Source organism: Nucisporomicrobium flavum, assembly GCF_016464385.1.
Classification (GTDB): Bacteria; Actinomycetota; Actinomycetes; order Mycobacteriales; family Micromonosporaceae; genus Actinoplanes; species Actinoplanes flavus_A.
In genome coordinates this window covers 24,439-48,903 of the sequence record NZ_JADMLH010000024.1, presented here as the reverse complement: position 1 = coordinate 48,903, position 24,465 = coordinate 24,439, and the positions used below count along the sequence as shown (strand labels likewise).

At 72.2% G+C, this 24,465-nt stretch carries 20 protein-coding genes; 15 read left to right on the top strand and 5 right to left on the bottom strand.

Annotated features, from left to right (window positions below; genetic code table 11):
- The first annotated feature begins 137 nt into the window (after positions 1–137).
- Positions 138–1,106: an FAD-dependent oxidoreductase gene (locus IT780_RS36580; protein ID WP_199516442.1), complete on the top strand. Its 969-nt coding sequence runs from the start codon at positions 138–140 to the stop codon at positions 1,104–1,106.
- A 7-nt stretch (positions 1,107–1,113) separates the two neighbouring features.
- Here IT780_RS36580 and IT780_RS36575 read toward each other — a convergent pair whose 3' ends face one another.
- A complete protein-coding gene (locus IT780_RS36575; RefSeq protein WP_307831571.1) occupies positions 1,114–2,421 on the bottom strand; it encodes a glycoside hydrolase family 26 protein in 1,308 nt (435 codons plus the stop codon).
- Between the two features lie 146 nt (positions 2,422–2,567).
- Here IT780_RS36575 and cysC point away from each other — a divergent pair, with 146 nt between their 5' ends.
- The 8 genes from cysC (at position 2,568) to IT780_RS36535 (ending at position 12,706) form a co-directional block, all read left to right on the top strand.
- The gene (gene cysC, locus IT780_RS36570; RefSeq protein ID WP_199516441.1) at positions 2,568–4,091 is read left to right on the top strand and encodes an adenylyl-sulfate kinase; all 1,524 of its coding nucleotides are present in this window, start codon (positions 2,568–2,570) and stop codon (positions 4,089–4,091) included.
- A 108-nt stretch (positions 4,092–4,199) separates the two neighbouring features.
- Positions 4,200–5,954, top strand: a complete 1,755-nt coding sequence (locus tag IT780_RS36565) for a Wzz/FepE/Etk N-terminal domain-containing protein (RefSeq protein WP_199516440.1) — start codon at positions 4,200–4,202, stop codon at positions 5,952–5,954.
- The gene (locus IT780_RS36560; protein ID WP_199516439.1) at positions 5,951–7,324 is read left to right on the top strand and encodes an O-antigen ligase family protein; all 1,374 of its coding nucleotides are present in this window, start codon (positions 5,951–5,953) and stop codon (positions 7,322–7,324) included. The genes IT780_RS36565 and IT780_RS36560 overlap by 4 nt, the downstream gene beginning before the upstream one ends.
- Complete coding sequence (locus IT780_RS36555) at positions 7,314–8,540, top strand: hypothetical protein (protein WP_199516438.1); 1,227 nt, start codon at positions 7,314–7,316, stop codon at positions 8,538–8,540. Before IT780_RS36560 ends, IT780_RS36555 begins: the two co-directional genes overlap by 11 nt.
- On the top strand, positions 8,540–9,418 hold the full coding sequence (locus IT780_RS36550; protein ID WP_199516437.1) for a sulfotransferase family protein: 879 nt from the start codon (positions 8,540–8,542) through the stop codon (positions 9,416–9,418). The genes IT780_RS36555 and IT780_RS36550 overlap by 1 nt, the downstream gene beginning before the upstream one ends.
- Positions 9,415–10,974: an MATE family efflux transporter gene (locus IT780_RS36545; RefSeq protein WP_307831570.1), complete on the top strand. Its 1,560-nt coding sequence runs from the start codon at positions 9,415–9,417 to the stop codon at positions 10,972–10,974. Before IT780_RS36550 ends, IT780_RS36545 begins: the two co-directional genes overlap by 4 nt.
- On the top strand, positions 10,971–11,702 hold the full coding sequence (locus IT780_RS36540) for a methyltransferase domain-containing protein (protein WP_199516435.1): 732 nt from the start codon (positions 10,971–10,973) through the stop codon (positions 11,700–11,702). The genes IT780_RS36545 and IT780_RS36540 overlap by 4 nt, the downstream gene beginning before the upstream one ends.
- Positions 11,703–11,707: 5 nt before the next feature.
- Entirely contained in the window at positions 11,708–12,706 is a 999-nt protein-coding gene (locus IT780_RS36535) for a glycosyl hydrolase (RefSeq protein ID WP_199516434.1), read from the top strand.
- Positions 12,707–12,716: 10 nt separating this feature from the next.
- Here the strand turns inward: IT780_RS36535 and IT780_RS36530 are convergent, their stop codons facing one another.
- Positions 12,717–13,094, bottom strand: coding sequence for a VOC family protein (locus IT780_RS36530; protein WP_199516433.1), 378 nt, complete (start codon positions 13,092–13,094; stop codon positions 12,717–12,719).
- A 35-nt stretch (positions 13,095–13,129) separates the two neighbouring features.
- A complete protein-coding gene (locus IT780_RS36525) occupies positions 13,130–13,909 on the bottom strand; it encodes a WecB/TagA/CpsF family glycosyltransferase (protein ID WP_199516432.1) in 780 nt (259 codons plus the stop codon).
- Between the two features lie 60 nt (positions 13,910–13,969).
- Here IT780_RS36525 and IT780_RS36520 point away from each other — a divergent pair, with 60 nt between their 5' ends.
- The 4 genes from IT780_RS36520 to galT all read left to right on the top strand — a co-directional run bounded on the left by IT780_RS36520 (position 13,970) and on the right by galT (position 17,882).
- Positions 13,970–14,920, top strand: a complete 951-nt coding sequence (locus tag IT780_RS36520; protein WP_199516431.1) for a sulfotransferase family protein — start codon at positions 13,970–13,972, stop codon at positions 14,918–14,920.
- The gene (locus IT780_RS36515; RefSeq protein ID WP_199516430.1) at positions 14,920–15,834 is read left to right on the top strand and encodes a glycosyltransferase family 2 protein; all 915 of its coding nucleotides are present in this window, start codon (positions 14,920–14,922) and stop codon (positions 15,832–15,834) included. The genes IT780_RS36520 and IT780_RS36515 overlap by 1 nt, the downstream gene beginning before the upstream one ends.
- A 90-nt stretch (positions 15,835–15,924) precedes the next feature.
- Complete coding sequence (locus IT780_RS36510) at positions 15,925–16,701, top strand: DeoR/GlpR family DNA-binding transcription regulator (protein WP_199516429.1); 777 nt, start codon at positions 15,925–15,927, stop codon at positions 16,699–16,701.
- A gap of 89 nt (positions 16,702–16,790) precedes the next feature.
- Positions 16,791–17,882 (top strand): galactose-1-phosphate uridylyltransferase, encoded by a 1,092-nt coding sequence (gene galT, locus IT780_RS36505; RefSeq protein WP_199516428.1) that lies wholly within the window; start codon positions 16,791–16,793, stop codon positions 17,880–17,882.
- 466 nt (positions 17,883–18,348) lie between these two features.
- Here the strand turns inward: galT and adhE are convergent, their stop codons facing one another.
- On the bottom strand, positions 18,349–21,219 hold the full coding sequence (adhE, locus tag IT780_RS36500) for a bifunctional acetaldehyde-CoA/alcohol dehydrogenase (protein ID WP_233414094.1): 2,871 nt from the start codon (positions 21,217–21,219) through the stop codon (positions 18,349–18,351).
- Between the two features lie 481 nt (positions 21,220–21,700).
- On the bottom strand, positions 21,701–22,918 hold the full coding sequence (locus IT780_RS36495) for an NADP-dependent isocitrate dehydrogenase (RefSeq protein WP_199516496.1): 1,218 nt from the start codon (positions 22,916–22,918) through the stop codon (positions 21,701–21,703).
- 114 nt (positions 22,919–23,032) lie between these two features.
- Between IT780_RS36495 and IT780_RS36490 the strand changes: the two genes are divergently transcribed.
- Entirely contained in the window at positions 23,033–23,278 is a 246-nt protein-coding gene (locus IT780_RS36490) for a hypothetical protein (RefSeq protein WP_199516427.1), read from the top strand.
- 361 nt (positions 23,279–23,639) lie between these two features.
- Positions 23,640–24,440: an MBL fold metallo-hydrolase gene (locus IT780_RS36485; protein WP_199516426.1), complete on the top strand. Its 801-nt coding sequence runs from the start codon at positions 23,640–23,642 to the stop codon at positions 24,438–24,440.
- The last annotated feature ends 25 nt before the right edge of the window (positions 24,441–24,465 follow it).

Sequence of the window (24,465 nt, the reverse complement as noted above, 5' to 3'; positions counted from 1 at the left end):
AAATTCGCAACGGTACGTGTTGGGCGCATAAACCATACGTCACTTCGGAACAACCCTCCGGCGCCCGGTCTTCGGATGCCGACCATTCACGTCTTTCACTGTCCGCCGCCCTGTCAACCGCCGATAGCGTGCAGATCATGGCGAGAGTCCGACCCGACGCGCTGATCATCGGGGCGGGTGTCTCCGGCCTGACGACCGCCGTCCGCCTCGCCGAGCGCGGGCTGACCGTCCACATCGTCAGCAAGGAGCTGTCCGCCTGCACCACGTCCGCCAACGCGGGCGCGATCTGGGACCCGATCTACGCGACGCACGAGGACGTGCCGCGGTGGAGCGCGGAGACGTACGAGGTGCTCTCCGCGCTGGTCGGCGTGCCGGGGACGGGCGTACGGATGGTCAGCGGCGTCGAGGCCTCCCGCGAGGTGATCCCCGCGCCCGCCTGGGCGCGCCAGCTTCCCGGGTTCCGTGAGTGCCGGCCGGACGAGCTGCGCAAGCCGTTCCTGAGCGGGTGGCGCTACACGGCGCCCATTGTGGACATGCCTGTCTACCTCGACCACCTGCTGCGCCGCCTGACCACGATGGGCGTCTCGCCGGCCGAGGGCGCGGTGTCGACCCTCGACGAGGTGACCGGGCAGGCGGACGTGATCGTCAACTGCACCGGCATCGGCGCGCGGGACCTCGTCGGCGACCGGGCACTGACCCCGGTGAAGGGCCAGCTGGTGGCGATGACCAATCCCGGCATCACGGAGTTCTTCGCCGAGCACACGACCGAGCTGACCGAGGAGCCGGACATCACGTACATCCTGCCGCAGGGCCCGGACGTCGTGCTGCTCGGCGGCAGCGCCCAGGACGGCGTGGACTCGCTCGCCCGCGACGACAAGGTCGCGGACGGCATCGTCGAGCGCTGCGTGGCGGTGGAGCCGGCGCTGGCCGGCGCGAAGGTACTGGGACACCGGATCGGGCTGCGGCCGAACCGCGTACCCGTCCGGGTCGAGCTGGAGCGGCACGCCGGCGCCACCGTGGTCCACAACTACGGCCACGGCGGCGCCGGCGTCAGCCTGTCCTGGGGTTGCGCCGGCGACGTCGCACGGCTCGTCACGGGGCGGTGAGGGCGCGCTACGGCAACGCCGGCGCCACCTGCACCTGGAAGATCGGCAGCTTGCCCAGCTTCCGGTACGCCCGCAGCGACTCCGGGGTCGCGTCCACCGACGAGGCACGCCCCTCCTGGTTGTGCGGGGTGTCGAAGTGGACCATCGCCCGGATGCCCGGGAAGTGGCCGATCTGCCGGCCCACCTCCTGGTAGAACTCCGCCTTGTGGCCGGGGTTCTTCTTCGACGACCACACGCCCCACTCCGCCACCATCAGCGGCTTGCCGGGGTGCCGTTCGACGGCCCAGTTGTAGAAGCCGGGCCACGTCGGTCGCGCCGACGACTGCCGGTTCAGCAGCTCGGCGAAGTCGCCGTGGCCGTAGCCGGGGTCGCTGTACGCGTACGAGTCGAAGCCGATCCAGTCCACGACGTCGTCGCCGGGGTACATGTCCGAGAACCACTTCTGGCTGGTGTGCGGCACGTACGCCATGTGCACCAGGACGGTCACGATGTTGTCGGCGCCGTGGGCGCGGAGGCGCTTGACGACGTAGCGGTACATGGCCGCGTAGTCCTTGGCCGTGTAGCCCGAGCCGGCCTTCTCCCGGACGTTGTCCTCCGCCTCGTGGTGGACGGTGAAGAAGAACTGCTCCGGGAAGTCGTTCTTGAGGTGGGCGGCGAGCCGGTCGAGGAACTTGTCGGTGTCCTTGTCGCCCTTGGCGATCTTCGCCCAGGAGGCGCCGCGCGGCTTCCAGTTGAGGAACAGGATGCGCTCGCGGCCGGGTTCGCGCGCGATCGCGATCTCGCTCTTCGTCGGGAAGAGCTGCGTGTTGCCCCGGTGGTACGCGTGGTAGATGTCCTGGTGCCGTTCCGTCTTCTCCTCGAAGCGGGCCAGCGCCTGTTTGCCGCGGCTGTCCGTGAACGCCCCCGGCGCCACGCCCCAGAGGATGCCGCAGGTCGGGACGAGCTTCCGGCCGGTACGGCAGGGTCCCCCGCCGGGCGCCGCGAGGCCGGGCGCGGGGGTCGCGGTGGCCCGCGCCGCCGACCGGGCCGACGTGGACGGCGACGCGGTGGCCGAGCCGGTCGGCATCGCACCGCCGGGCAGCATGGGTACGCCGGGCTCCGCGACGGCCGGCGGCTCGGGGCGGGAACCGGGGCCCTTCGTCGCGGCGGCCGGCCCTGGCAGCACGACCGGGCCGGGCCCGTACGGGAGGCCGATCTGGTCAACGCCGCCGGTGTAGGCCCACGAGAGCGTGGCCCCGGCCGAGATGGTGAAGACCGTGGTGATGGCGGCGAGGTGCAGGAGCCGGCTGCGATGAGGACGACGTCGACGTGTCACGATCGCCCAGTATTCGACCTTAAGTCCGTTTTGTCGACTACCCGACTGGGTTACGTCCGGCGCGCCGGATCGATCACAGACCCGGCTCGACCCGGTGGAGTCCGGCTGCGAAACTGTCCTCCAAGTCACTGCAGGGGGAGTCTTTGGTGAACGACGGTTCTGTGCTGCCCGAGGACGTGTTGCGTGACGCGCCCTCGTACACGCCGCGCGCGCACGAACTGGCCGACCTGGAGCTGCTGCTCTCGGGGGCGTACGCGCCGCTGACCGGTTTCCTGGGCCGGGCCGATCTGCAGGCGCTGCGCCGCCGCGGCCGGCTGGCCGACGGGACGTCGTGGCCGGTCGCGGTCACGCTGGAGATCCCCGCCGAGATGGCCGCCGCGCTCGACCTCGACGACCCGCTGCATCGGACGGTCGTGCTCACCGACCCCGAGGGCGCACCGGTCGCGGCCATCGAGGTGAGTGACGCGTGGCCCACCACCGACGGGCTCTCCGCCGTCGGTGGCACGGTGCGCCGGATGGGCGACGGCGGGCACGGGCCGTTCCAGCGCCTGCGGCGTACCCCCGAGGAAGTGAAGGCCCTGCTGCCGCCCGGCCGGGTCCTGGGCGTGATCGCCGACCGGCCGCTGCACCGCCCGCAGCTCGCGCAGATCGCGCACGCGGCCCGCACGCTCGCCGCCCACCTGCTGATCTTCATCCCGGTGACCGGCCCCGGCCCCGACGGCCTGCCGCCGGAGGCGCTGGTCCGCTCGGTCTTCGCCGCGCGCGACCGGATGCCGCCCGCGACCATCGTCGCGGTGCCGCTGCTCCCCCGCGGCGACGAGATGCGCGACGCGCTGCTGCGGGCCCGGGTCGCCGCCGCGTACGGCGTGACGCACGTGCTGTCCACCGGCGACATGCTCTCCGGCGGCGGCCTGCGGGTGCTCGTGCCGCGCGAGCTCGCGTACGACAACCGTGACGGCCAGTGGCGCTGGCGCGACGACATCCCGCCGCGCAACCGGCGCCTGGCGATGTCCGCCGCCGAGATCAACGACCTGCTCGACCGCGGCTTCCCGCTGCCGGAGTGGCACACCCCGCCGGCGGTCGCCAAGGAGCTGGCCCGGGTGCGCCCGCCCCGCCGGCACCGCGGGCTCGTCGTGTTCTTCACCGGCTTCTCCGGCTCCGGCAAGTCCACCGTGGCCCGCGGCCTGGCCGACACGCTGCGGGAGAGCGGCGAGCGGACCATCACGTTCCTCGACGGCGACGTGGTGCGCCGCGAGCTCTCCGCCGGCCTCGGCTTCAGCCGCGCCGACCGGGACCGCAACGTCCGGCGGATCGGCTGGGTGGCGGCCGAGGTGGCGCGGCACCGCGGCATGGCGATCGCGTGTCCCATCGCGCCGTACGCGAACGCCCGCGCCGCCGTCCGGCAGATGGCCGCCGAGGCCGGGGCAGGCTTCATCCTCGTGCACGTCGCGACCCCGCTGGAGGTGTGCGAGCAGCGCGACCGCAAGGGCCTGTACGCGCGCGCCCGCGCCGGCCAGCTGCGCGGCATGACCGGCATCGACGACCCGTACGAGGTGCCCACCGACGCCGAGCTGGTCCTCGACACCACGGACATGTCGGTGCCGGAGGCCGTCGACCTCGTGCTGGCGTACCTGGTGGACAGCGGCTGGGTGGAGCCCGAGATGAAGTAACCGATCGCGGCGGAGTAGTTACGCATCGGCGCACGGGCCGTTTACCCCTCGGGGGCTGGCCCCCGCGTCGTGACCCGCTACTCCGCCTGCGAAAGGGCCGCCGTACCGATGGAACCAACCCGCCCGGTGACCGCCGACCTCTCGCACTACGTGGGCGTGTTCCGCCGGCATTGGTGGGTGGTGCTGGCCGCGACCGGGGCCGGACTCGGGATCGGCGCCGCGGTGACGCAGGCGCTGCCACGGGTCTACGAGTCGTCCACCTCCGTGCTCGTGCAGGCCGTCGACCAGGACACCAACGCGTCCGGCGGGCGTACCAAGGGCGCGATCAACCTGGACACCGAGGCCCAGCTGGTGCCCTCCGGCGCGGTGGCCGCCAAGGCGGCGGCGCTGCTGCGATCGCCGGTGTCGCCGATCGAGCTGGCGCACGACGTGTCGGTCGAGGTGCCGGCGAACACGACGGTCCTCGTGATCAGCTTCGAGGCGGACAACCCGCGCGACGCCCAGGCCGGCTCGCACGCGTTCGCGGAGGCGTACCTGCGCAACCGCGAGGAGGCCGCCCGCTCGGTGCTGGACCAGAAGATCAAGACCTTGAACCTCAAGGTCCGGCAGCTCACCACGAACCTGACCAGCATCAACAGCCGGCTCGCCAAGGCGCCGAGCGGCAGCTCCGACCGCAGCAACCTGGAGAGCCTGCGCAGCAACTCGCAGAACCAGCTCAACAACCTGACCGGCAAGCTCAACGAGCTGACCACGGCGACCGTCGACGCCGGCAGCATCATCAGCGACGCCCGCGAGCCGGAGGAGCCGACCAGCCCCAACGCGCTGCTCAACATCGCCACCGGCACGATGCTCGGGCTGCTCGCGGGGCTCGCGCTGGCGTTCATGCGGGAGCGGTTCGACCGGCGCCTGCGGACGGCGGCCGACGTCCGCGACCGGGGGCGCATCCCGGTGCTCGCGGCGCTGGACGAGCGGACCACCCCGCGCTTCGACGACGTGCTGCAGCCGTACGGGCCGGGCGGGCGGGTCTTCAACCGGCTGCGCAACGAGATCCTGGCCAGCCTCAGCCCCGGCGACCAGATCATCGTCGTCACGGGTGCCAGCCGGGGCTCGTCGACCACGCTGGTCGCCGCGAACCTGGCCGCGGCGCTCGCGCGTACCGGCAGCGACGTGGTCCTGGTCGGCGCGCATCTGCCGGACAGCGTCGTGGACGCCGCGCCGCTGGCCCGGATGCTCGGGGTCACGGCGATGCCCGGCCTCTCCGAACTGCTGGCCGGCCGGATCGGGCTGGAGCGGGCCATGCAGCGCACCCCGCGGATCCCGTCGCTGCGGGTGATCACCACCGGCGGCGCGGCGACCGCGGCCGGCCTGATGCAGTCGCAGCGGCTGCGCGACACCCTGCAGGCCCTGCGCCAGCAGACCGGGTACGTCGTCATCGAGGCCCCGTCGACCAGCAGCAGCGCCGACGCGCAGAGCCTGGCCAGCCTCGCCGACGCCGCGATCCTGGCGGTCGAGCTGCGCCGCGCCAAGCGTCCGGCGCTGCTGGACGCGGCCGAGCAGCTGAGCCGGGTCGGCACGCCGCTGCTGGGCGCCGTGGTGCTGCCCCACCTCACCGGGATGGCCCGCAGCACCGCGGCGGACAACCTGCCGGCGGTGGCGCTCAGCGCGCAGAAGCCGGACGAGACGGCCGTCCTCGACGACGACCGCACCCAGCCGATGCGGATCCCCACCGGCCCGCCGGCCCGCCCGCCGCGCCAGGGTGACGGCAGCGAGGAGGTCACCGCGGTGATCGACCTGACCACCGGTACCAGGCCGGCCGGCGGTCCGAAGGCCGCCTCGAGCCCCGAGAAGCCGGCCGAGAAGTGACCCTGGTCGTCCCCCGCACGCAGCGGGCGGCGCACAGCGCGGCACCCGAGCGGCCCACCCGGCTCCCGGCCTGGCCGGTGGCGGGCATCCTGGCCCTGTACCCGCTGTGGTGGGCGCTCGGCCTGGGCGTGCTGATCTTCCCGATCATGGCCGCGCCGATGCTGGTGCTGCTGGTCCGGCGGCGGGCAGCCGGACGGCCGCTGCGGCTGCCGCCCGGCTTCGGCTGGTGGGCGCTGTTCCTGGCCGCGGTCGTCATCAGCATCGCGGCGCTGGGCGCCGACCCGGCCGGCACGGTGGCCGAGGCGGCGACGGACCGGCTGGTCGCGGTGATCTACCGGCTCGTCATGTACGCGGCCCTGACCGTCCTGCTCGTCTACACCGGCAACCTGACCGAGCTCGAGCTGCCCCGGCGGCGCCTGGTCAAGCTGCTCGGCTGGCTGTTCGTGGTGACCGTCGCCGGCGGCCTGCTGGGCATCCTCGCCGGCACGTTCGAGTTCACCTCGCCGGTCGAGTGGCTGCTGCCGGGCGGCGTACGGTCCAAGGGCTTCGTGCAGTCGCTGGTGCACCCGTACGCGGCACAGATCATGGACCTGGTCGGCGGCGAGAAGCCCCGCCCGGCCGCGCCGTGGGGCTACACGAACACCTGGGGCAACAACTTCTGCCTGCTCATGGGCTGGCTCGTGGTGGCCGCCTGGGCGACCCGTAACGCCGGGACCAAGCTGCTCGCGGTGCTGTGCCTGGCGGTCGCGGTGATCCCCGCGGTGGTCTCGCTGAACCGTGGACTGTGGATCGGCATCGGCGTCGTCGTCCTCTACGTCGCCGTCCGGTACGTGCTGATGGGCCGGCTCTGGATCATCGCGGCCGTGGTGCTGGCCGCCGTGGGGCTGGTCGTCGCCCTGATCGCCACGCCCCTCGGCGACGTGGTCGACGCCCGGCTCGACAACGGCAAGTCCAACGGCGTGCGCTCGTTCCTCGTGCAACGTGCGGTGGACGGCTTCGTCGACTCGCCCGTCATCGGCTACGGGTCCACCCGCAACACCATCGGCGGCCGCAACTCGATCACGGTCGGCGAGAGCGCCAGCTGTGAGCGCTGCGGCAACTTCACCGTCGGCGGCAACGGTCAGCTGTGGCAGCTGCTGTACGCCCACGGCGCCGTCGGCACGATCGCGTACCTGGGTTTCTTCGGCTACGGCTTGTGGCGGTTCCGGCGCGACCGTACGCCGATCGGCATCGCAGCCGGCGCCGCCATCGTCAGCTCGTTCACCGCGATGTTCTGGTACAACGCGATCCCCACCCCCCTGGCGTTCATGTTCCTGGCCTACGCGCTGCTGTGGCGCAACCAACTCGAGGGGGACGCTGATGCCCGTTAAGACCGCGCCGGCGGAGCTGACCGCCGGCGACTCGGCGCTGCGTACGCAGTACCTGGCCGAGGTGCTCGAGCTGCTCTATCCGGCGCCGTGCAGCACCGAGGACCGGCGGGGCGAGGCGATCGCCGAGTACGTGGTCGTCCCGGACGCACGCCGCCCCCGGCTGCTGGTGCCCACGACGTCGCGCCGGGTCTCCGCGGCGGCCGTACGCCGGTACGCCGAGCCGCAGTCGCGCGCCGCCCGGCTCAAGCGGGACGCCGTCGTGGCCGCGCTGCGGACGGGCGCCTCCAGCGTCCTGCTGCGCGACCGGATCCGGATCACCGGCCCGGCCGCCGGGAGCATCGACGGCTACCTGCGGGAGGCGCTGGGCCGCGAGCTGTCGGTGAGCATCCACATCGGACCGGCGCGCGCCAACCGCAAGCCGGTGCTGCAGCTGATCAGCCCCGAGGGCGAGACCTTCGGCTTCGGCAAGATGGGCACCGGCCCGCTGACCCAGCGCCTGGTCAAGGCGGAGACCGCGGCGCTGACCGCGCTCGGGACCGTCGGCCTGAGCAAGCTGACCGTCCCGCGCGTGCTGCACGCCGGGGTGTGGCGCGGCTCGCAGGTGCTCATCCAGTCGGCGCTGCCGGTGTGGCTGCCGCGGGCGCCGCTGACCCCGCGCCGGCTCACCGCCGCCATGCTCGACATCGCCGGGTGCTGCGGCTACACGAGCGGGAGCCTGGTCGGCAGCGCGTACTGGGCGGAGCTGCGCGGGCGCCTCACGGCCGTCGCGGACCGGCCGGAGGGGGCCGCGCTGGCGTCGGCCGCGGAGCTGCTGGCCACGCACGCCGGTCACACCACCCTGCGGTACGGCGCCTGGCACGGCGACTGGGCGCCGTGGAACATGGCGAACCTCGCGGACGCGCTGCTGGTGTGGGACTGGGAACGGTTCACCAAGGGCGTGCCGACCGGCTTCGACGCGGTCCACCACGAGCTGCAGCGCCGCATCCAGGCCTCCGGCGACGCCGAGGGCGCGGTGGAGGCGACCGTACGCCGCGCCGGCGAGCTCCTCCAGCCGTTCGGGGTCGCGCCGGACGCGCAGGAGCTGACCGCGCTGCTGTACCTGGTCGACCTGGCCGTGCGCTACCTGACCGACCGGCAGGCCGAGGCCGGCGCGCGCCTGGGCGTGCTCGGCACGTGGCTGCTGCCCGTACTGATCCGAAGGGTCGAGCAACTCTGATGGACGTTCGCAAAGTTCCCGCGCCGGTCAAGCGCGTCGTGCACCTCGGGTCGAGGTCGTACGGCCGGCTCACCGCGCCCAGCCGGATGATCCCGTCGTTCCTCATCTGCGGCGGCCAGCGGTGCGGCACCACGTCGCTGTACCGGGCGCTGTCGCAGCACCCGGCGGTGCTCAAGGCCGTGCTGCACAAGGGCGTGCACTACTTCGACGTCTCGTACGAGCGCGGCATGTCCTGGTACAAGGCGCACTTCCCGCTGCAGCGCCAGGCCGACAAGGTGTACGAGCGTCACGGCGTACCGGCGCAGACGTTCGAGTCGAGCCCGTACTACATGTACCACCCGCAGGCGGCCGCCCGGATCGCCGCGGACCTGCCCGGGGCGAAGCTCGTGGTGCTGGTCCGCGACCCGGTGGAGCGGGCGTACTCGCAGCACCACCATGAGGTGGCCCGCGACTTCGAACCGGAGCACGACTTCGGCAACGCGCTCGCGCTCGAACCGGCGCGGCTGCACCGCCAGGAGGACATGCTCGCCGCGGACCCGAAGTACTACTCGTTCGCCCACCAGCACCACGCCTACCGCGCCCGCGGCGAGTACGCCCGCTACCTGAGCGTCATGGCGCAGCACGTGGGCCGGGAACGCATCCACGTGGTGGAGAGCGAGCGCTTCTTCAGCCAGCCGGAGCAGGTGTACGACGAGGTCTGCGCGTTCCTCGGGCTGCCGATCAACCTGGGGCACCCGGAGTTCGAGCGGCACAACGCCCGGCCCCGGCAGTCCGACATGGACCCGGGGATCCGCCGTGAGCTGACCAACCACTACGCGCCGCACGACGACGCTTTGATCACGTGGCTGGGCCGCGTACCCATCTGGCGCCAAGCGTGACGGCCACTCTCGAGGCCCCCACCGCATCGAAGGCTCGAGGGGTCGCCCGCGGGGGTCTCGCCAACATGGTGGGGTCCGCGCTGGCCGGCGGCACGGGCGTCGTGGTCACCTGGGTGGTCGCGCGCGCCCTCGGCGCCGAGCAGGCCGGCGCGTTCTTCGCGGCGACCGCGGCGTTCGTGCTGGTCGGCGGTCTGGCGAAGCTCGGCACCCAGACGGGCCTGGTGTACTGGCCGGCCCGGCTGCGCGCCACCGGCCGCGACCACCTGCTCGGCGCGTGCCTGCGTACCGGGCTGACACCCGTGCTGGTGCTGGCGGTCGTGCTCGGCGTCGCCATGTGGCTCGCCGCGCCCGCGATCGCCGGGCTCACCGCCGCCGACTCGCCGCACGTACGCCACGAGCACATCGCCGGGCTGCGCGTCCTGGCGCTGTTCCTGCCGTTGCAGGCGATGACCGACGCCCTGCTGACCGCCACCCGCGGGTACAAGGCGATGCGGCCCACCGTCACCCTCGACCGCGTCCTGCGCAGCACGCTGCAGTTGCTGTGCATCGGGGCGGCGGGGGCGGCGGCGATGTGGACCAGCGCCTCGCTGCCCGCGTTCGCGCTCGCGTGGGTGGCGCCGTACCTGCCGGTCACGGTCCTGGCCGCGCTCGCGCTGCGCAAGATCTACCTGGCCGGCAAGCCGGAGCGGTTCCGGACCCGGCGCAGCGAACGCCTCGACCTGCGCCGGGACTTCTGGCGGTTCACCGGCCCGCGCGCGCTCGCCAGCGTCGCGCAGCTCGCCCTGCAGCGGGTGGACGTGCTGCTCGTGGCGGCGCTGGGCGGCCTCGTCCCGGCCGCCGTGTACGCGGTCGCCGGCCGGTTCGTCGTGCTGATCCAGTTCGCCAACCAGGGCATCTCGCAGTCCGTGCAGCCCCGCCTCGCCGAGGCCCTGGCCGTCGGGGACCGCGCGAGCGCGAACCACCTCTACCAGACCGCGACGGGCTGGCTCGTCCTGGTGACCTGGCCGATCAACCTGCTGGTCATCCTCTTCGCGCCGCTGTACCTGCGGCTGTTCGGCGAGTCCTACGTCGCCGGTACGCCCGTCGTGGTGGTGCTGGCCTGCGCGATGCTCGTCGCCACCGGGTGCGGCATGGTCGACATGGTGCTCGCGATGGCCGGGCGTACCTCGTGGAACCTCTACAACGTCCTGGTCGCGCTCGTCGTCACGATCGGCCTCGACGTGCTGCTGATCCCCCGGTACGGCGCGCTCGGCGCCGCGATCGGGCTCGCCTGCGCCATGGTCGCCAACAACCTGCTGCCGCTCGTCCAGGTGGGCCGGGTGGCGCGGCTGCACCCGTTCGGTCGGGGAACGCTCGCTGCGGGGGCGCTGTCGGTGGCCTGCTTCGGCGTACTCCCCCGGGCCGTGACGGTGCTGACCGGGACCGGCACGACCGGTCTGGCGCTGGCGGCCGGCGTGGCGGTGCCCGCGTTCGCCGCGGGCGCCTGGCTGCTGCGCCGCCCCCTCGCACTCGACGCCTTCAAGCCACGCAAGCTCATGTCAAGGAGGACCGGTTGACCACCGAATACACCAAGGTGTTCCAGGACGCCGACGCCGTCGCCAAGTACGAGCACGTCACGTACGCGCCGGACAGCTACGCCTCGCAGATCAACGAGCGGCAGCAGGCGTACCTGCGCAAGCTCGTGCAGCGCGAGTTCGGGGCGAAGCAGCCGGTGCAGCACGACTTCGCCTGCGGGACGGGCCGGGCGATCCGGACGCTGCACGGGCTGGTCCGGGAGGCGCACGGCTACGACACCTCGGCCGAGATGATGGCGAAGGCGGAGGAGGTCGGCTCGCGGGCGCAGTGGCACCAGATCCCCGCGGACGGCCCGGTGCCGAACCCCGTGCCGGCCGGGCACCCGGCGATCGTCACGATGTTCCGACTGCTGCTCAACGTGGACGAGACGGTCCGCGAGCGGGCGATCGCCTTCGCCGCCAAGGCGCTGCCGACCCGGGACGCGGGCGTGCTGGTGGTGGAGAACCACGGCAACGCCGGCTCGGTACGGCACCTGCGCGCGCGCCGGCACTCCGGGCAGCGCTGGTTCGCCGAGCTGTCGCACGCCGACGTCGAGGCGCTGCTGGCCCGGCACGGCTTCGAGATCGTCGAGCGGCGAGGCTTCTCGATGCTGACCGAGTCGCTGAACAAGAACCCGCTCGCCCGGGCGGCGGACGCGGCGGCCCGGGCCCTGCCCGGCACCGACGGCTTCGCTGTGAACGTCGTCTACACGGCGCGCCGGAAGAAGTAACCGCCGTGCGCCGCCCTGTCGCCCTCCTGGGCGTCGTCGCGCTCGTGCTCGCCGGCTGCACCTCGCACCGGCGGGCCGAGCCCGAGCCGACGCCGTCACCCGACCTGACCAGCCCGCCGGTCGCCGTCGCGGTGAACCCGGGACCGTTCGAGGCGGGACCGTTCGAGGCGCCCGCCGAGGGCGCGTACGTCGGCGCGTGGATCAAGCCGGACGAGTTGACCCACGAGGGCCGCCTCCAGGCGGTCGACGGGCTCGAGGACGACCTCGGCCGGCGGCTGGACATCGTCAACACGTACCGCCGGTTCGAGCAGATGGTCGGCACCGAGTCCGACGCCGACCTGCTGGACCAGGGCGCGACGCTGATGGTCAGCTGGGCGACCGGGGACAACCGCTCGATCACCGCGGGCGAGCACGACCGGCTGATCCGCAAGCAGGCCAAAGCGATCCGCAAGGTGAAAAAGCCGCTGCTGCTGCGGGTGCGCTGGGAGATGGACCGGCCCAACCTGCGGGCGACGATGTGGTCCGGCGAGGACTACATCGCCGCGTACAAGCACATCCGCGGCATCTTCGCGCAGGAGCGGGTGAAGAACGTCTCGTGGGTGTGGTGTCCCACCGCGGAGGGGTTCATCCGCGGCGACGCCCCGGCGTTCTACCCCGGCGACGACCAGGTCGACTGGACCTGCGTCGACGTGTACGCCGGCAACCTGTTCCAGCCGATCGGGCAGCTGATGGGCCCGTTCCTCACCTGGGCGGCGCAGCGGCCGAAGCCCGTCATCATCGGCGAGTTCGGCGTGGCCAAGGCGTGGGGCTCGGCCGGCCGGGCGGCGTGGCTGCGGGACGCGCAGCGCACGTTCAAGGCCAACCCGCAGATCAAGGCGGTCGTCTACTTCGAGTCCGATCCGGAGGGCAACGGGCCGAAGCAGCAGTTCCAGCTCGCCGGGGACCGGCCGGCGTTCAAGGCGTTCACCCGGCTGACGAAGGACCCGTACTTCAACCCGCAGTGACCGGCCTTTGTCATTCCGCGGAAAGCGGTTGCAGGAACTCGAGCCGGTTGCCGTGGTCGTCGAACGAGTAGAGGCGGCGGTGGCCCGGGAAGTCCGGATCCCAGTCCACCGGCCGCCCGGCCTCGCTCAGCGCGGCGGCCAGGGCGTCGAGGTCGTCGACGAGGACGCCCGGGTGCGCCTTGCGCGCGGCCACGAAGTCCTTCTCGACGCCCAGGTGCACCTCCCAGCCGCCCCCACGGAACCAGCAGCCGCCGCGCTGCCGCAGTGACTCCGGCTTCGCCAGCTCGGTCATGCCGAGGACGCCGCCGTAGAAGGCGCGGGCGACGTCCTCGCCGCCGGGCGGGATGGCCAGCAGGACATGGTGGAGACGCTCGAACGTGAATGCCATGCCGCCACCCTAACCCAAACCGTACGTCCGTCTTGTTAGCGGCGGCGCGCCTGGGCGAGCAGCCGCAGCGCGTACGGGGCGTCGTGCTTGAGATAGCGCCCCGCGAGCCGCCGCGGTTCGGTGCCGAGCCGGTGCGCCCACTCGAGGCCGGTCCGCTGCATCCACCGCGGCGCCCGGTCCACGTCCCCGGCGACGAAGTTGACCGCCGCCCCGCAGCCGATGAACCACGCCCGCGGCATGAGCGCGCGCAGCCGGGTGATGACGGCTTCCTGCTTGGGGAAGCCCAGGCCGACGAAGACCATGTCCGGCTCGGCGCCGGCGACCTTGCTGCAGAAGTCCGCGTACGCCGCCTCGTCCCGCTCGAAGCCGAAGGCGGGGCAGAGCGTGCCGGCGACGCGCAGCCCCTCACACTCGGCGGCGAGCCGGTCCGCGGCTCGGGTCGCACCGTCGGTCACGCCGTCGGCTGCCGGCGTACCCCCGATCACGAAGACCGACCGGCCGTCGTGGCCGAGCCCGCGCGACAGCGACCAGACCAGGCTGCTCCCCGCGACGCGCTCGGGCAGCGGCGTGCCGCTCAGCCGGCTGGCCCAGACCAGCGGCATGCCGTCGGCGACGATCAGGTCCGCGTCGGCGAGGTACCCGCGCACCTCCGGATCGCCCTGCGCCTGCCGCATGATGTCGATGTTCGGGGTGAGGATCCGGCCCCCGCGACCGGCCGCGATCGCCTCGCGGACCAGCGCGACCACCTCCCCTTCGGTGATCGGGTCGAACCCGGTCCCGTCGAGGTGGACGCGGTCGAAAGCCTCGATGGACATCGCGCCTCCTTCCAGCTCGTTCGCTCGTTATAGGAGCGAAACGAGCGAAGGTGGGCAGAAGTGGCACGCGTTGTATATCTGGGCGGATTAGGGCGAAGCGGAACGACGCTCGTGGAGCGCCTGCTCGGTCAGCTGCCCTCGGTGTGCGCGCTCGGCGAGATCGTCCACCTCTGGCAGCGCGACATCCGGGACAACGAGCGGTGCGGCTGCGGCGCACGGTTCGCGGCCTGCACGTTCTGGCGGCGGGTCGGCGAGCGGGCGTACGGCGGCTGGCACAACGTCGACGTCGACCGCATCCACGCGCTGCGCAACGCCGTCGAACGCACCCGTTTCATCCCCCGTCTCGCCGCCGCGACCCTGCCCCCGGCCCAGCTCGCCGACGTCCGCGAGTACGCCGGCTTCTACGCCCGCGTGTACGCCGCCGCCGCCGAAGTTTCCGGCGCCGAGGTGGTCGTCGACTCCTCCAAGCACAGCGCGCTCGCTCACGTGCTGCGCTGGGCGGAGGACGTGGACCTGCGCGTGGTGCACGTCGTCCGGGACGCCCGCGGGGTCGCGTACTCCTGGACCAAGACCATCTCCCGGCCGGAGACCGACGGCAGCGACGAGATGACCCGCTACTCCCCCGGCCGCTCGGCCCTGCTGTGGAACGCGCACAACGCGGCGTTCGGTCTGCTCGCCCGCCGCGGCGTGCCGGTGAAGCGGATCCGCTACGAGCAGTTCCTCACGGACCCGCGCGGCGCCCTGCGCGAGCTCGCCGACTACGCGGGCGTCCCGGCCGGCGAGGCCGACCTGAGCTTCCTCGGTGACGGGTACGCGGACCTCGGCGTGGGCCACAGCGCCGCGGGCAACCCCATGCGCTTCACGGTCGGCCGGCTGCCCCTGCGCCGCGACGACGCCTGGGTGCGCTCGCTCCCCAGCAGCCAGCGGCGGCTCGTCGGCGCGGTGTGCGCGCCGATGCTGCGCGCGTACGGGTACCCGCTCAACCCCGCAGAAGCACCCCAGGAGGCGTGATGAACTGGCCGTCCGTCGGCGTTGTGATCCCCACCCGCAACCGCCCCGAGCTGGTCCGCAAGGCGATCGCCTCGGTACGCGGCCAGCGCTACCCCGGCGAGGTCAAGGTCGTCGTCGTGTACGACCAGACCGAGCCCGACTACCTGCTCGCCTCCACCGAGGGCACCCAGGTGCTGGTGCTGACGAACTGGCGTACGTCCGGGCTGGCGGGCGCGCGCAACACCGGCATCCTGGCGCTGGACACCGAGCTCGTGGCGTTCTGCGACGACGACGACCGCTGGGACCCCGACAAGCTGCGCCGCCAGGTCGCCGCGCTGGTGGCCGAGCCGGACGCCGAGTTCGCCACCTGTGCGATCGAGGTCGAGTACGAGGGCAAGTGCACGCCACGGCTGGCCGGGCGCAGCCGGGTCACGGTCGACGAGCTGGCCCGCTCCCGGATGGCGATGCTGCACTCCTCGTCGTTCCTGGTCCGCCGGGAGGCGCTGCACGAGGACGCGATCGGGCTCGTGGCCGAGGACGCGCCCGGCAGTCAGAACGAGGACTGGGACCTGCTGCTGCGGGCGGCCCGGCGCGCGCCGATCGTGCACCTCGACGAGCCGCTCGTCCGGGTGCTGTGGGGCCGGACCTCGCACTATGCGTACGAATACGCCACGAAGATCTCCTCCCTGCGCTGGATGATGCAACGTCATCCGGAGATCAGCGGCTGCCGGCCCGGCGCGGCGCGCGTCTACGGACAGCTCGCCTGCTGGTCCGCGGCCACCGGCAACCGGTCGCAGGCCTGGCAGTTCAGCAAGGAGGCGGTGCGCGCGAACTGGAAGGAACCGCGTACGGCGATCGCGCTCGCGGCCATGACCGGCGCGGTGAAGGTCGAGAATGTGCTCTCCGCCCTGCACAAACGCGGACGAGGTATCTAACACACTCTTTTGCGCACACCCGATCGGCGGGTAGTGTTCGCACGTGTTCGAAATAGTGCGGTTCACACGGCCGACGGCGGCGGGTCTCTGATGCTGGCCCAGCAGCGCCAGGCGGCGATCCTCGATCGGGTACGGGCGGCCGGCGGCGTCCGGGTCAGCGAGCTGGCCGCCGAGTACGGCGTGTCCGACATGACCATCCGCCGCGACCTCGAGTCCCTCGCGGACCGGGGTCTGCTGGCGAAGGTACACGGCGGCGCGACCACGGTGAGCCCTGGTTCGACGCACGAACCGGGCTTCGCGGCCAAGTCGGTGCGCCAGCGCACCGAGAAGGCGGCCATGGCGATGCGCGCGGCGGCGCTGGTGTCCCCCGGCGACGCGATCGCGCTCTCGGCCGGCACCACGACCGCGGGCCTCGCCCAGCGCCTCGTCGACGTGCCGGCGCTCACCGTGGTCACCAACTCGATCCCGGTGGCGGACATCTTCTACCGCGCCGGGCGGCCCGACCAGACGGTGGTGCTCACCGGCGGCACGCGGACCCCCTCGGACGCGCTCGTCGGCCCGGTGGCGGTGGCCGCGATCGGCACGCTGCACCTCGACATGCTCTTCCTCGGCGTGCACGGGATGAGCGAGCGCGCCGGCTACACGACGCCGAACCTCATGGAGGCGGACGTCAACCGGGCCCTCGTGGAGGCGGCGGAGCGGCTCGTCGTGCTCGCCGACCACACCAAGTGGGGCACCGTCGGCATCTCCTCCATCGTGCCGCTGAACCGCGCCGACGTGGTGATCACGGACGACCAGCTCGACGAGAGCGCGCGCACGATCCTCGCGGAACAGGTGAACGACCTCATGGTGGTGAGCGCTCAGTGAACCATTTTCAACCTGGCATCGAGCCCGACGGCGCCCAGCCGTCCAACGGCGGCGGCCAGGATCGGCCTCGCCACGTTGAAAAAAGTTCAGTGATTGAGCAGCGGACGGCGATCGAGCTGTCGGACGGCCGGGAGCTGATCTACTTCGACGAGTCGACGGGCGTGGACCGGACGAAGTGGCCCGACACCCGCCGGCTGCCGCCCCCGCCGCCGACCTCGCAGCTGCGCTACGACCCGCTGGTCGACGAGTGGGTCGCGGTCGCGGCGCACCGCCAGACCCGCACGTTCCTGCCACCCACCGACAAGTGCCCGCTGTGCCCGTCCACACCGGACTTCGCCAGCGAGATCCCGGCCCCCGACTACGACGTCGTCGTGTTCGAGAACCAGTTCCCGTCGTTCAGCGACCGGGTCAAGCCCGACGAGATCACACAGCTCACCGAGATGGTTCCGGTACGCCCCGGCGTCGGGCGCGCGGAGGTCGTCTGCTTCACCAGCGACCACACCAGCTCGTTCGGCGCCCTCTCACCCGCGCGGGTCCGTACGGTCGTCGACGCGCTCGCCGACCGCACCACCGAGATGTCGGCGCTGCCGGGTGTGGCGCAGGTCTTCCCGTTCGAGAACCGCGGCATCGAGATCGGCGTGACGCTGAGCCACCCACACGGCCAGATCTACGCGTACCCGATGGTCCCGCCCCGCACGACGGCGATGCTGGCAGCCGCCCGCCGCCACGCCGACCGCACCGGTGGCCGCAACCTGTACGCGGACGTCCTCGCCGCTGAGCAGCAGGCCGGCATCCGGGTGGTGGGCGCCAACGAGCACTGGACCGCGTACGTCCCGGCCGCCGCGCGCTGGCCGTTCGAGGTGCAGCTGGCGCCCAACCGCCACGTCCTGGACATCCCGGCGCTGACGAACGCCGAACGTGACGCGTTCGCCCCGCTGTATCTGGACATCTTGAAGCGCTTCGACGCGCTGTTCGACAAGCCGATGCCGTACATCGCCGCCTGGCACCAGGCGGTCATCGGGGAGGGGCGGGAGCTGGGCTACCTGCACCTGCAGCTGTTCAGCATCCGGCGGGCGGCGGACAAGCTGAAGTTCCTGGCCGGGTCGGAATCCGCGATGGGCGCGTTCATCAACGACATCGTGCCGGAGAAGGCGGCACAGCTGCTCCGCGACGCGATCTGACTGTCCCACCCCCGGCGCTTCACGCCGGAGCCGGCGCCGCATCCCGCGGCGCTGGAGCCTCTTCACGCCGGAGCCGGCGCCGCATCCCGCGGCGCTGGAGCCTCTTCACGCCGGAGCCGGCGCCGCATCCCGCGGCGCTGGAGCCTCTTCACGCCGGAGCCGGCGCCGCATCCCGCGGCGCCGGAGCCTCTTCACGCCGGAGCCGGCGCCGCTTCTCGCGGCGCCGGCTCTTCGCGGCGGACATAGGGGGCGGGGGGCCCGGGACAAGGCCCCCCGCAGGGAAGGGACGGCAGGCGTGCACACCTACTGGTCGGCACCGCTTGCGGAGAGCCGATCGGCGCCCGGGACAAGGCGGCCAGATCGGCGGGCGACCTCCGTCATGCGGCGGACCGTCATCCGTTCTGTCCAGTGAAACGAACGGCCTACCCCTCGGTTACGGATCCTAAACATCCCCTTTGATGCATTCTTACTTTTCGTCGACACCGGTCCCGAAATAAGCGTCGCGCATGAGGCGCTGCAGGTCGGCGAGCATCGGCATCCTCGGGTTCGCCGGGGCGCACTGGTCCAGGTAGGCGTTCATGGCCTGCTGGGGCAGGGCGTCCACGAACTCCCGCTCGGGGACACCGATCGCCTGGAAGGACGGCGGGATGCCGACGGCCGTGCGCAGCCGCTCCACCGCTGCCGCGTACGACTCCACGCCCTGCTCCGGGGTCTCCGCGGGCAGGCCGAGCATCCGGGCGATGTCCTGGAACCGTTCCGGCGCCACGTACCGCTCGTACTTCGGCCAGCCGGTCAGCTTCGCCGGGACCTTGCCGTTGTGCCGGATCACGTGCGGCAGCAGCACCGCGTTGGTACGCCCGTGAGCGATGTGGAACGTCGCCCCCAGCGTGTGCGCCATGGCGTGCACGATGCCCAGGAACGCGTTGCCGAACGCCATGCCGGCGATGGTGGCCGCGTTGTGCATCTTCTCCCGGGCCGCCGGGTCCGCCGCGCCCGCCACGGTCGCGCGCTCCAGGTTGCCGAAGATCAGCTTGATGGCGTGCAGCGCGAGGCCGTCGGTGTAGTCGTTCGCGTAGACCGACACGTACGCCTCGGTCGCGTGCGTGAGCGCGTCGAAGCCGCTGTCCGCGGTCACCGCCGGCGGCAGCGCGGCGGCCAGCTCGGGGTCGACGATCGCCACGCTCGGGGTGAGCGCGTAGTCCGCGAGCGGGTACTTCTGGCCCGTGGCGGTGTCGGTGATCACCGCGAACGGCGTCACCTCCGCGCCGGTGCCCGAGGTCGTCGGCACGCACACCAGCTGGGCGAGCTTGCCGAGCGTCGGGAAGCGGAAGGCGCGCTTGCGCACGTCGACGAACTTCTCGCGCATGTCGGCGAAGACCACGTCCGGGTGCTCGTACAGCAGCCACATCACCTTGGCGGCGTCGATCGGCGACCCGCCGCCCAGCGCGATGATCGTGTCGGGGCGGAACGAACGCATCACCGCGGCACCGCGCTGCACCGTGTCGATGCTCGGCTCCGGCTCGACGTCGTCGATGACCTGGACGGTCACCCCGCCGCCGCGCTGGCGCAGCACCTGCTGGATGCGGTCCACATAGCCCAGACGGGTCATCGTCGGGTCGGTCACGATGGTGACCCGCTCCACGCCCGGCATGTCGCGCAGGTATCGGATCGCGTGCGGCTCGAAGAACGTCTTCGACGGCACCTTGAACCACTGCAGGTTGTTGGTGCGCCGGCCGATCCGCTTGATGTTCAGCAGGTTCACGGCCGACACGTTGTCCGACACCGAGGTACGCCCGTAGCTGCCGCAGCCCAGGGTCAGCGAGGGCACGAACGCGTTGTAGATGTCGCCGATGCCGCCCTGCGAGGCGGGGGCGTTCCAGATCACGCGGACGGCCTTCACCCGGGAGCCGAACTCCTCGACCAGGGCGTTGTCCCTCGCGTGGATGACGGCGCTGTGGCCCAGGCCGTTGAACGCGACCATCTGCTCGGCGTACCGGATGCCCTGCTCGTCGCTGTCGGAACGGAGCAGCGCCAGGACCGGGCACAGCTTCTCGCGGCTGAGCGGCTCGGCGGGCCCGACGGCGGCGACCTCGGCCAGGATGAGCGAGGTGTCCTCGGGTACGGCGAAACCGGCCCGCTCGGCGATCCACGCCGCCGACTGCCCGACGACGGCGCTGTTGAGGCCGCCGTTCTTCTCCGGCGGGAACACGTACCGCTCCAGCAGCGCCTTCTCCTCGGCACTCGCCACGTACGCGTGCAGCCGCCGGAACTCGGCCAGCGCCTCGGCGGCGATCTGCTCGTCGAGGATCACGGCCTGCTCGGAGGCGCAGATCATGCCGTTGTCGAAGGTCTTCGACAGCACGATGTCGTTGACGGCCCGCCCGACATCCGCGGTGGCGTGCACGTACGCCGGAACGTTGCCGGCACCGACACCCAGCGCGGGCTTACCGGCGGAGTAGGCGGCCCGCACCATGGCGTTGCCGCCGGTCGCGAGAATCGTGGAAACCCCGTCGTGGTGCATGAGAGCCCGGGTCGCCTCGAGCGACGGCTCCTCGATCCAGCCGACGCAGTGCTCCGGGGCACCGGCGGCGATCGCGGCGTCGCGCACCACCCGCGCGGCGGCGGCACTGCAGCGCTGCGCGTTCGGGTGGAAGGCGAAGACGATCGGGTTACGGGTCTTGAGCGCCAGCAGCGCCTTGAAGATCACGGTGGCGGTCGGGTTCGTCACGGGGGTGAGGCCGGCCACGACCCCGACCGGGTCGGCGATCTCGACGATCCCCTCGATCTCGTGCCGCGCGATCACACCGACCGTCTTGAGCCCCGCCATGTGGTGGGTGACATGCTCGGCGGCGAACATGTTCTTGACGGCCTTGTCCTCGAAAACACCCCGCCCGGTCTCCTCGACGGCCAGCCGCGCCAGCTCACCGTGCTGGTGCAGGGCGGCAACGGAAGCCTTCGCGACGATGTGGTCGATCTGCTCCTGCGTGTACGAGGCGTAGTCGGCGAGCGCCTTCTCCGCGGCCGTCACGAGCGCACCCACCGCCTGGTCCACCACCGTCGGCGCAGCCTCCGCGGCCGTCGCAGTCTTCGCGGCTTCGGCGGTCTTCGCGGCCTCCGCGGCCGGTGCTTTCTCCGCCGTCTTCGCGGCCTTCGCGACCTCCGGAGCCGGTGCGGCCTTCGGGGCATTCGCGCCTGATGCGTCCTTCGGGGCTTTCGCGGCCGGCGTCGTCGGCGCGGTGGGCTTGACGGCCGCGGCCTGCTCGGCAGGTGCGACCGGTTCGGCGGCTACGGCCTGCGTCCCCGCTGCCGGAACTCGTGTGGCATTCCTGTGGCTCATCGTCGGCCCCTCGTGATCGGCTGGCGGCCCATCCGCCGAGATCATCCTCGCTGGCCGGGCCCGTGCGGCGATGCGGCGCAAGGGCACGACCATCCGGGCCGAAGGTCCCGGTCAAGTCCGGCCCTCCGGCCGGGCAGGCCTCCGACCAGGCCCGCAGCGCCCGGGCCGGCCGACCCCCCGGACACTTCAGCCCGGGCCGGCCGACCCCCAGACGCTCCAGCCCACGCCGGCCGACCCCCAGACGCTCCAGCCCACGCCGGCCGACCCCCAGACGCTCCAGCCCACGCCGGCCGATCCCCAGACGCTCCAGCCCGGGCCGCCTGGTCCCCCGGGACCCTCCGACCCAGGCCGGCCGACCCCCCAATCCTCCGACCCAGCCCGGCCGATCCCCCGAGACGCTCCGGCCCGGGCCGGCCGGTCCTCCGGACGCGCGAAGGCCCGCCGGCGCAGGTGCCGGCGGGCCTTCGTCGAAGCTGTCGGATCAGGCGGCGAGCTTCCGCGCCAGGTTCTCGTCCAGCGCGTTCATGAACTCGTCCGTCGTCAGCCACGGCGCGTCCCGGCCGATCAGCAGCGCCAGGTCCTTGGTCATCTGGCCGCCCTCGACGGTGTCGATGCAGACCCGCTCGAGGGTCTCCGCGAACTGGGTGACCTCCGGGGTCCCGTCCAGCTTGCCGCGGTGCTTGAGGCCGCCGGTCCAGGCGAAGATCGACGCGATCGGGTTCGTCGACGTCTTCTCGCCCTTCTGCCACTGCCGGTAGTGCCGGGTGACCGTCCCGTGCGCCGCCTCGGCCTCGACCGTGCTGCCGTCCGGGGTCATCAGCACCGAGGTCATCAGGCCGAGCGAGCCGAAGCCCTGCGCCACCGTGTCCGACTGCACGTCACCGTCGTAGTTCTTGCAGGCCCAGACGTAGCCGCCCTCCCACTTCAGGGCCGCGGCGACCATGTCGTCGATGAGGCGGTGCTCGTACGTGAGGCCGGCCTTCTTGAAGTCCTCGGCGAACTCGGTCTCGAAGATCTCCGCGAACAGGTCCTTGAAGCGCCCGTCGTACGCCTTGAGGATCGTGTTCTTGGTCGACAGGTAGACCGGGTAGTTGCGGGCGAGGCCGTACCGGAACGAGGCGCGCGCGAAGTCGCGGATCGACTCGTCGTAGTTGTACATGCCCATCGCGACGCCGCCGGCCGGGAAGTCCGTGACCACGAACTCCATGGGCTGCGAGCCGTCCTCCGGGGTGAAGGTCATCGTCAGCTTGCCGGGGCCGGGCGCCACGAAGTCGGTGGCCTTGTACTGGTCGCCGTGGGCGTGCCGGCCGATGATGATCGGCTTGGTCCAGCCCGGCACCAGCCGCGGGACGTTCGACATGATGATCGGCTCGCGGAAGACCACGCCACCGAGGATGTTGCGGATGGTGCCGTTGGGCGACCGCCACATCTTCTTCAGGCCGAACTCCTCGACGCGGGCCTCGTCCGGGGTGATCGTCGCGCACTTGACGCCCACGCCGTGGCGCTTGATGGCGTTGGCCGCGTCGATGGTCACCTGGTCGTCGGTCTCGTCGCGGTACTGGATCGACAGGTCGTAGTACTCGAGGTTGACGTCGAGGTAGGGCAGGATCAGCTGCTCACGGATCTGCTTCCAGATGATCCGCGTCATCTCGTCGCCGTCGAGCTCCACGACCGGGTTGTTGACCTTGATTTTCGCCACCATCGGCCGGCGCTCCTCTCCCGGGACACATGCTTAGCAGTACGAGCGTACTGCCTGCCGGTTGAAGATCGCCGCCGGGCCTCACGTGGCGCGAGGGTTCTACGCTTTCTGACGATGTCCAGCGCGCAGCCTCCGCTCCCGCCCCACCGGACCAGCCCGATCCTGGTCACGGTGGTTCTGGCTGCCCTCGTGCTGGCCGTCACCGTGAACGCCGTGTGGCTGGTCGCGGCCGCTGTCGTGCCGGTCGCGGCGCTCGTGCTGCGGGAGACGACGTCGGAGGGCTCGGCCACCTCGACCGTGGCGACCCTGGCAGCCGCGACCGGGCTCATCCTGCTCGGCCTGGGCGTCGCACACAGCTGACGAAGGCCCACGCACGGCTGACGAAGGCCGGCGCGCAGCTGACGAAGGCCGGCGCACGGCTGATGGAGGCCCGCGCGCAGCTGACGAAGGCCGGCACACGGCTGATGGAGGCCGGCGCGCAGCTGACGAAGGCCCGCGCGGGCGCCCGCTGCCATCCGGCGGACAGCCCTCGTGAGGGCGGCACAGCACCTCATCCTCAGGCCGCCGGCAGCCCTCGCGACGGGCCGATCATCGATCTTCATGCCCACGAGGCTGCCCGTCGGCCCCGGCCGCCCGCAACGCCGCACCGGCGTTCCTGTGGACAGAGCCCTGATGTGGATAACTCCGGCCGGGCCCGGCCGCCATCGATAAAGTCGCGGCCATGACCGACGCCACCCGCAAGATCGGGCCCCTGACCGTGATCGCCCTCGACGACGCCCAGGGGCCGCATTTCGATCAGCGCGAGGACGCTTTCCCCGCCGCGACCGCCCAGGACTGGGCCGCCGCCGACGCGCTCGACCCGGGTTCGCTGACCGCCGACGGCCGATGGTGGTTGAGCTTCCGCAGCTTCGCGATCGGAAGCGCCGACGGCCGGGTCACCCTCGTCGACGCGGGCATCGGGCCGGCCGGCTCCCTGGCCGCCGACTGGGCGCCGGTGCCGGGCCGGCTGCCGTCCGCGCTCCTCGATGCCGGTCTCGACCCGGGCGCCGTCGAGGCGATCGTGCTGACCCACCTGCACACCGATCACATCGGCTGGGCCGTGCCGGCGGATTCACCGTTCGTGAACGCCCGGGTGGTTGTGCAACGGGCGGACGCGGAGGCCTTCGCCGCGCGAGCGCAGGAGGACGTATTGCTGCGTCCGCTCCGGGAGCAGGGCCGGCTGCAGGTGGTCGACGGGGACACCACGCTGTCACCGGAGGTGCGGATCGTCGCGACGCCGGGTCACACGCCGGGGCACCAGTCGGTGCTGGTGGAGTCGGGCGACGAGTCGTTGCTCGTGACAGGGGATCTGCTGGTCCACGCCGTGCAGCTGGTCCGGCCCGAGCTGGCGTACGGCCATGACCTGGACCCGGAGTCGGCGCGGCGGTCACGGATCGCGGCGCTGCAGCGGGCCGCCTCCCGTGGCTCGGTGCTGGCGGTGTCGCATCTGTCGACGGTGTGGGGGCGGGTGGGAAAAGAATGAGGGCCGAGCCGAAACGGCCCGGCCC

What these genes read in the sequence shown, in the direction of transcription:
- IT780_RS36510 (WP_199516429.1), top strand. Translation starts at nt 15,925, where the DNA reads ATGCTGGCCCAGCAGCGCCAGGCGGCGATCCTCGATCGGGTACGGGCG.
- IT780_RS36490 (WP_199516427.1), top strand. Translation starts at nt 23,033, where the DNA reads ATGTCCAGCGCGCAGCCTCCGCTCCCGCCCCACCGGACCAGCCCGATC.
- IT780_RS36485 (WP_199516426.1), top strand. Translation starts at nt 23,640, where the DNA reads ATGACCGACGCCACCCGCAAGATCGGGCCCCTGACCGTGATCGCCCTC.
- IT780_RS36530 (WP_199516433.1), bottom strand. Translation starts at nt 13,094, where the DNA reads ATGGCATTCACGTTCGAGCGTCTCCACCATGTCCTGCTGGCCATCCCG.
- IT780_RS36555 (WP_199516438.1), top strand. Translation starts at nt 7,314, where the DNA reads ATGCCCGTTAAGACCGCGCCGGCGGAGCTGACCGCCGGCGACTCGGCG.
- IT780_RS36565 (WP_199516440.1), top strand. Translation starts at nt 4,200, where the DNA reads ATGGAACCAACCCGCCCGGTGACCGCCGACCTCTCGCACTACGTGGGC.
- IT780_RS36515 (WP_199516430.1), top strand. Translation starts at nt 14,920, where the DNA reads ATGAACTGGCCGTCCGTCGGCGTTGTGATCCCCACCCGCAACCGCCCC.
- IT780_RS36525 (WP_199516432.1), bottom strand. Translation starts at nt 13,909, where the DNA reads ATGTCCATCGAGGCTTTCGACCGCGTCCACCTCGACGGGACCGGGTTC.
- IT780_RS36550 (WP_199516437.1), top strand. Translation starts at nt 8,540, where the DNA reads ATGGACGTTCGCAAAGTTCCCGCGCCGGTCAAGCGCGTCGTGCACCTC.
- adhE (WP_233414094.1), bottom strand. Translation starts at nt 21,219, where the DNA reads ATGAGCCACAGGAATGCCACACGAGTTCCGGCAGCGGGGACGCAGGCC.
- IT780_RS36580 (WP_199516442.1), top strand. Translation starts at nt 138, where the DNA reads ATGGCGAGAGTCCGACCCGACGCGCTGATCATCGGGGCGGGTGTCTCC.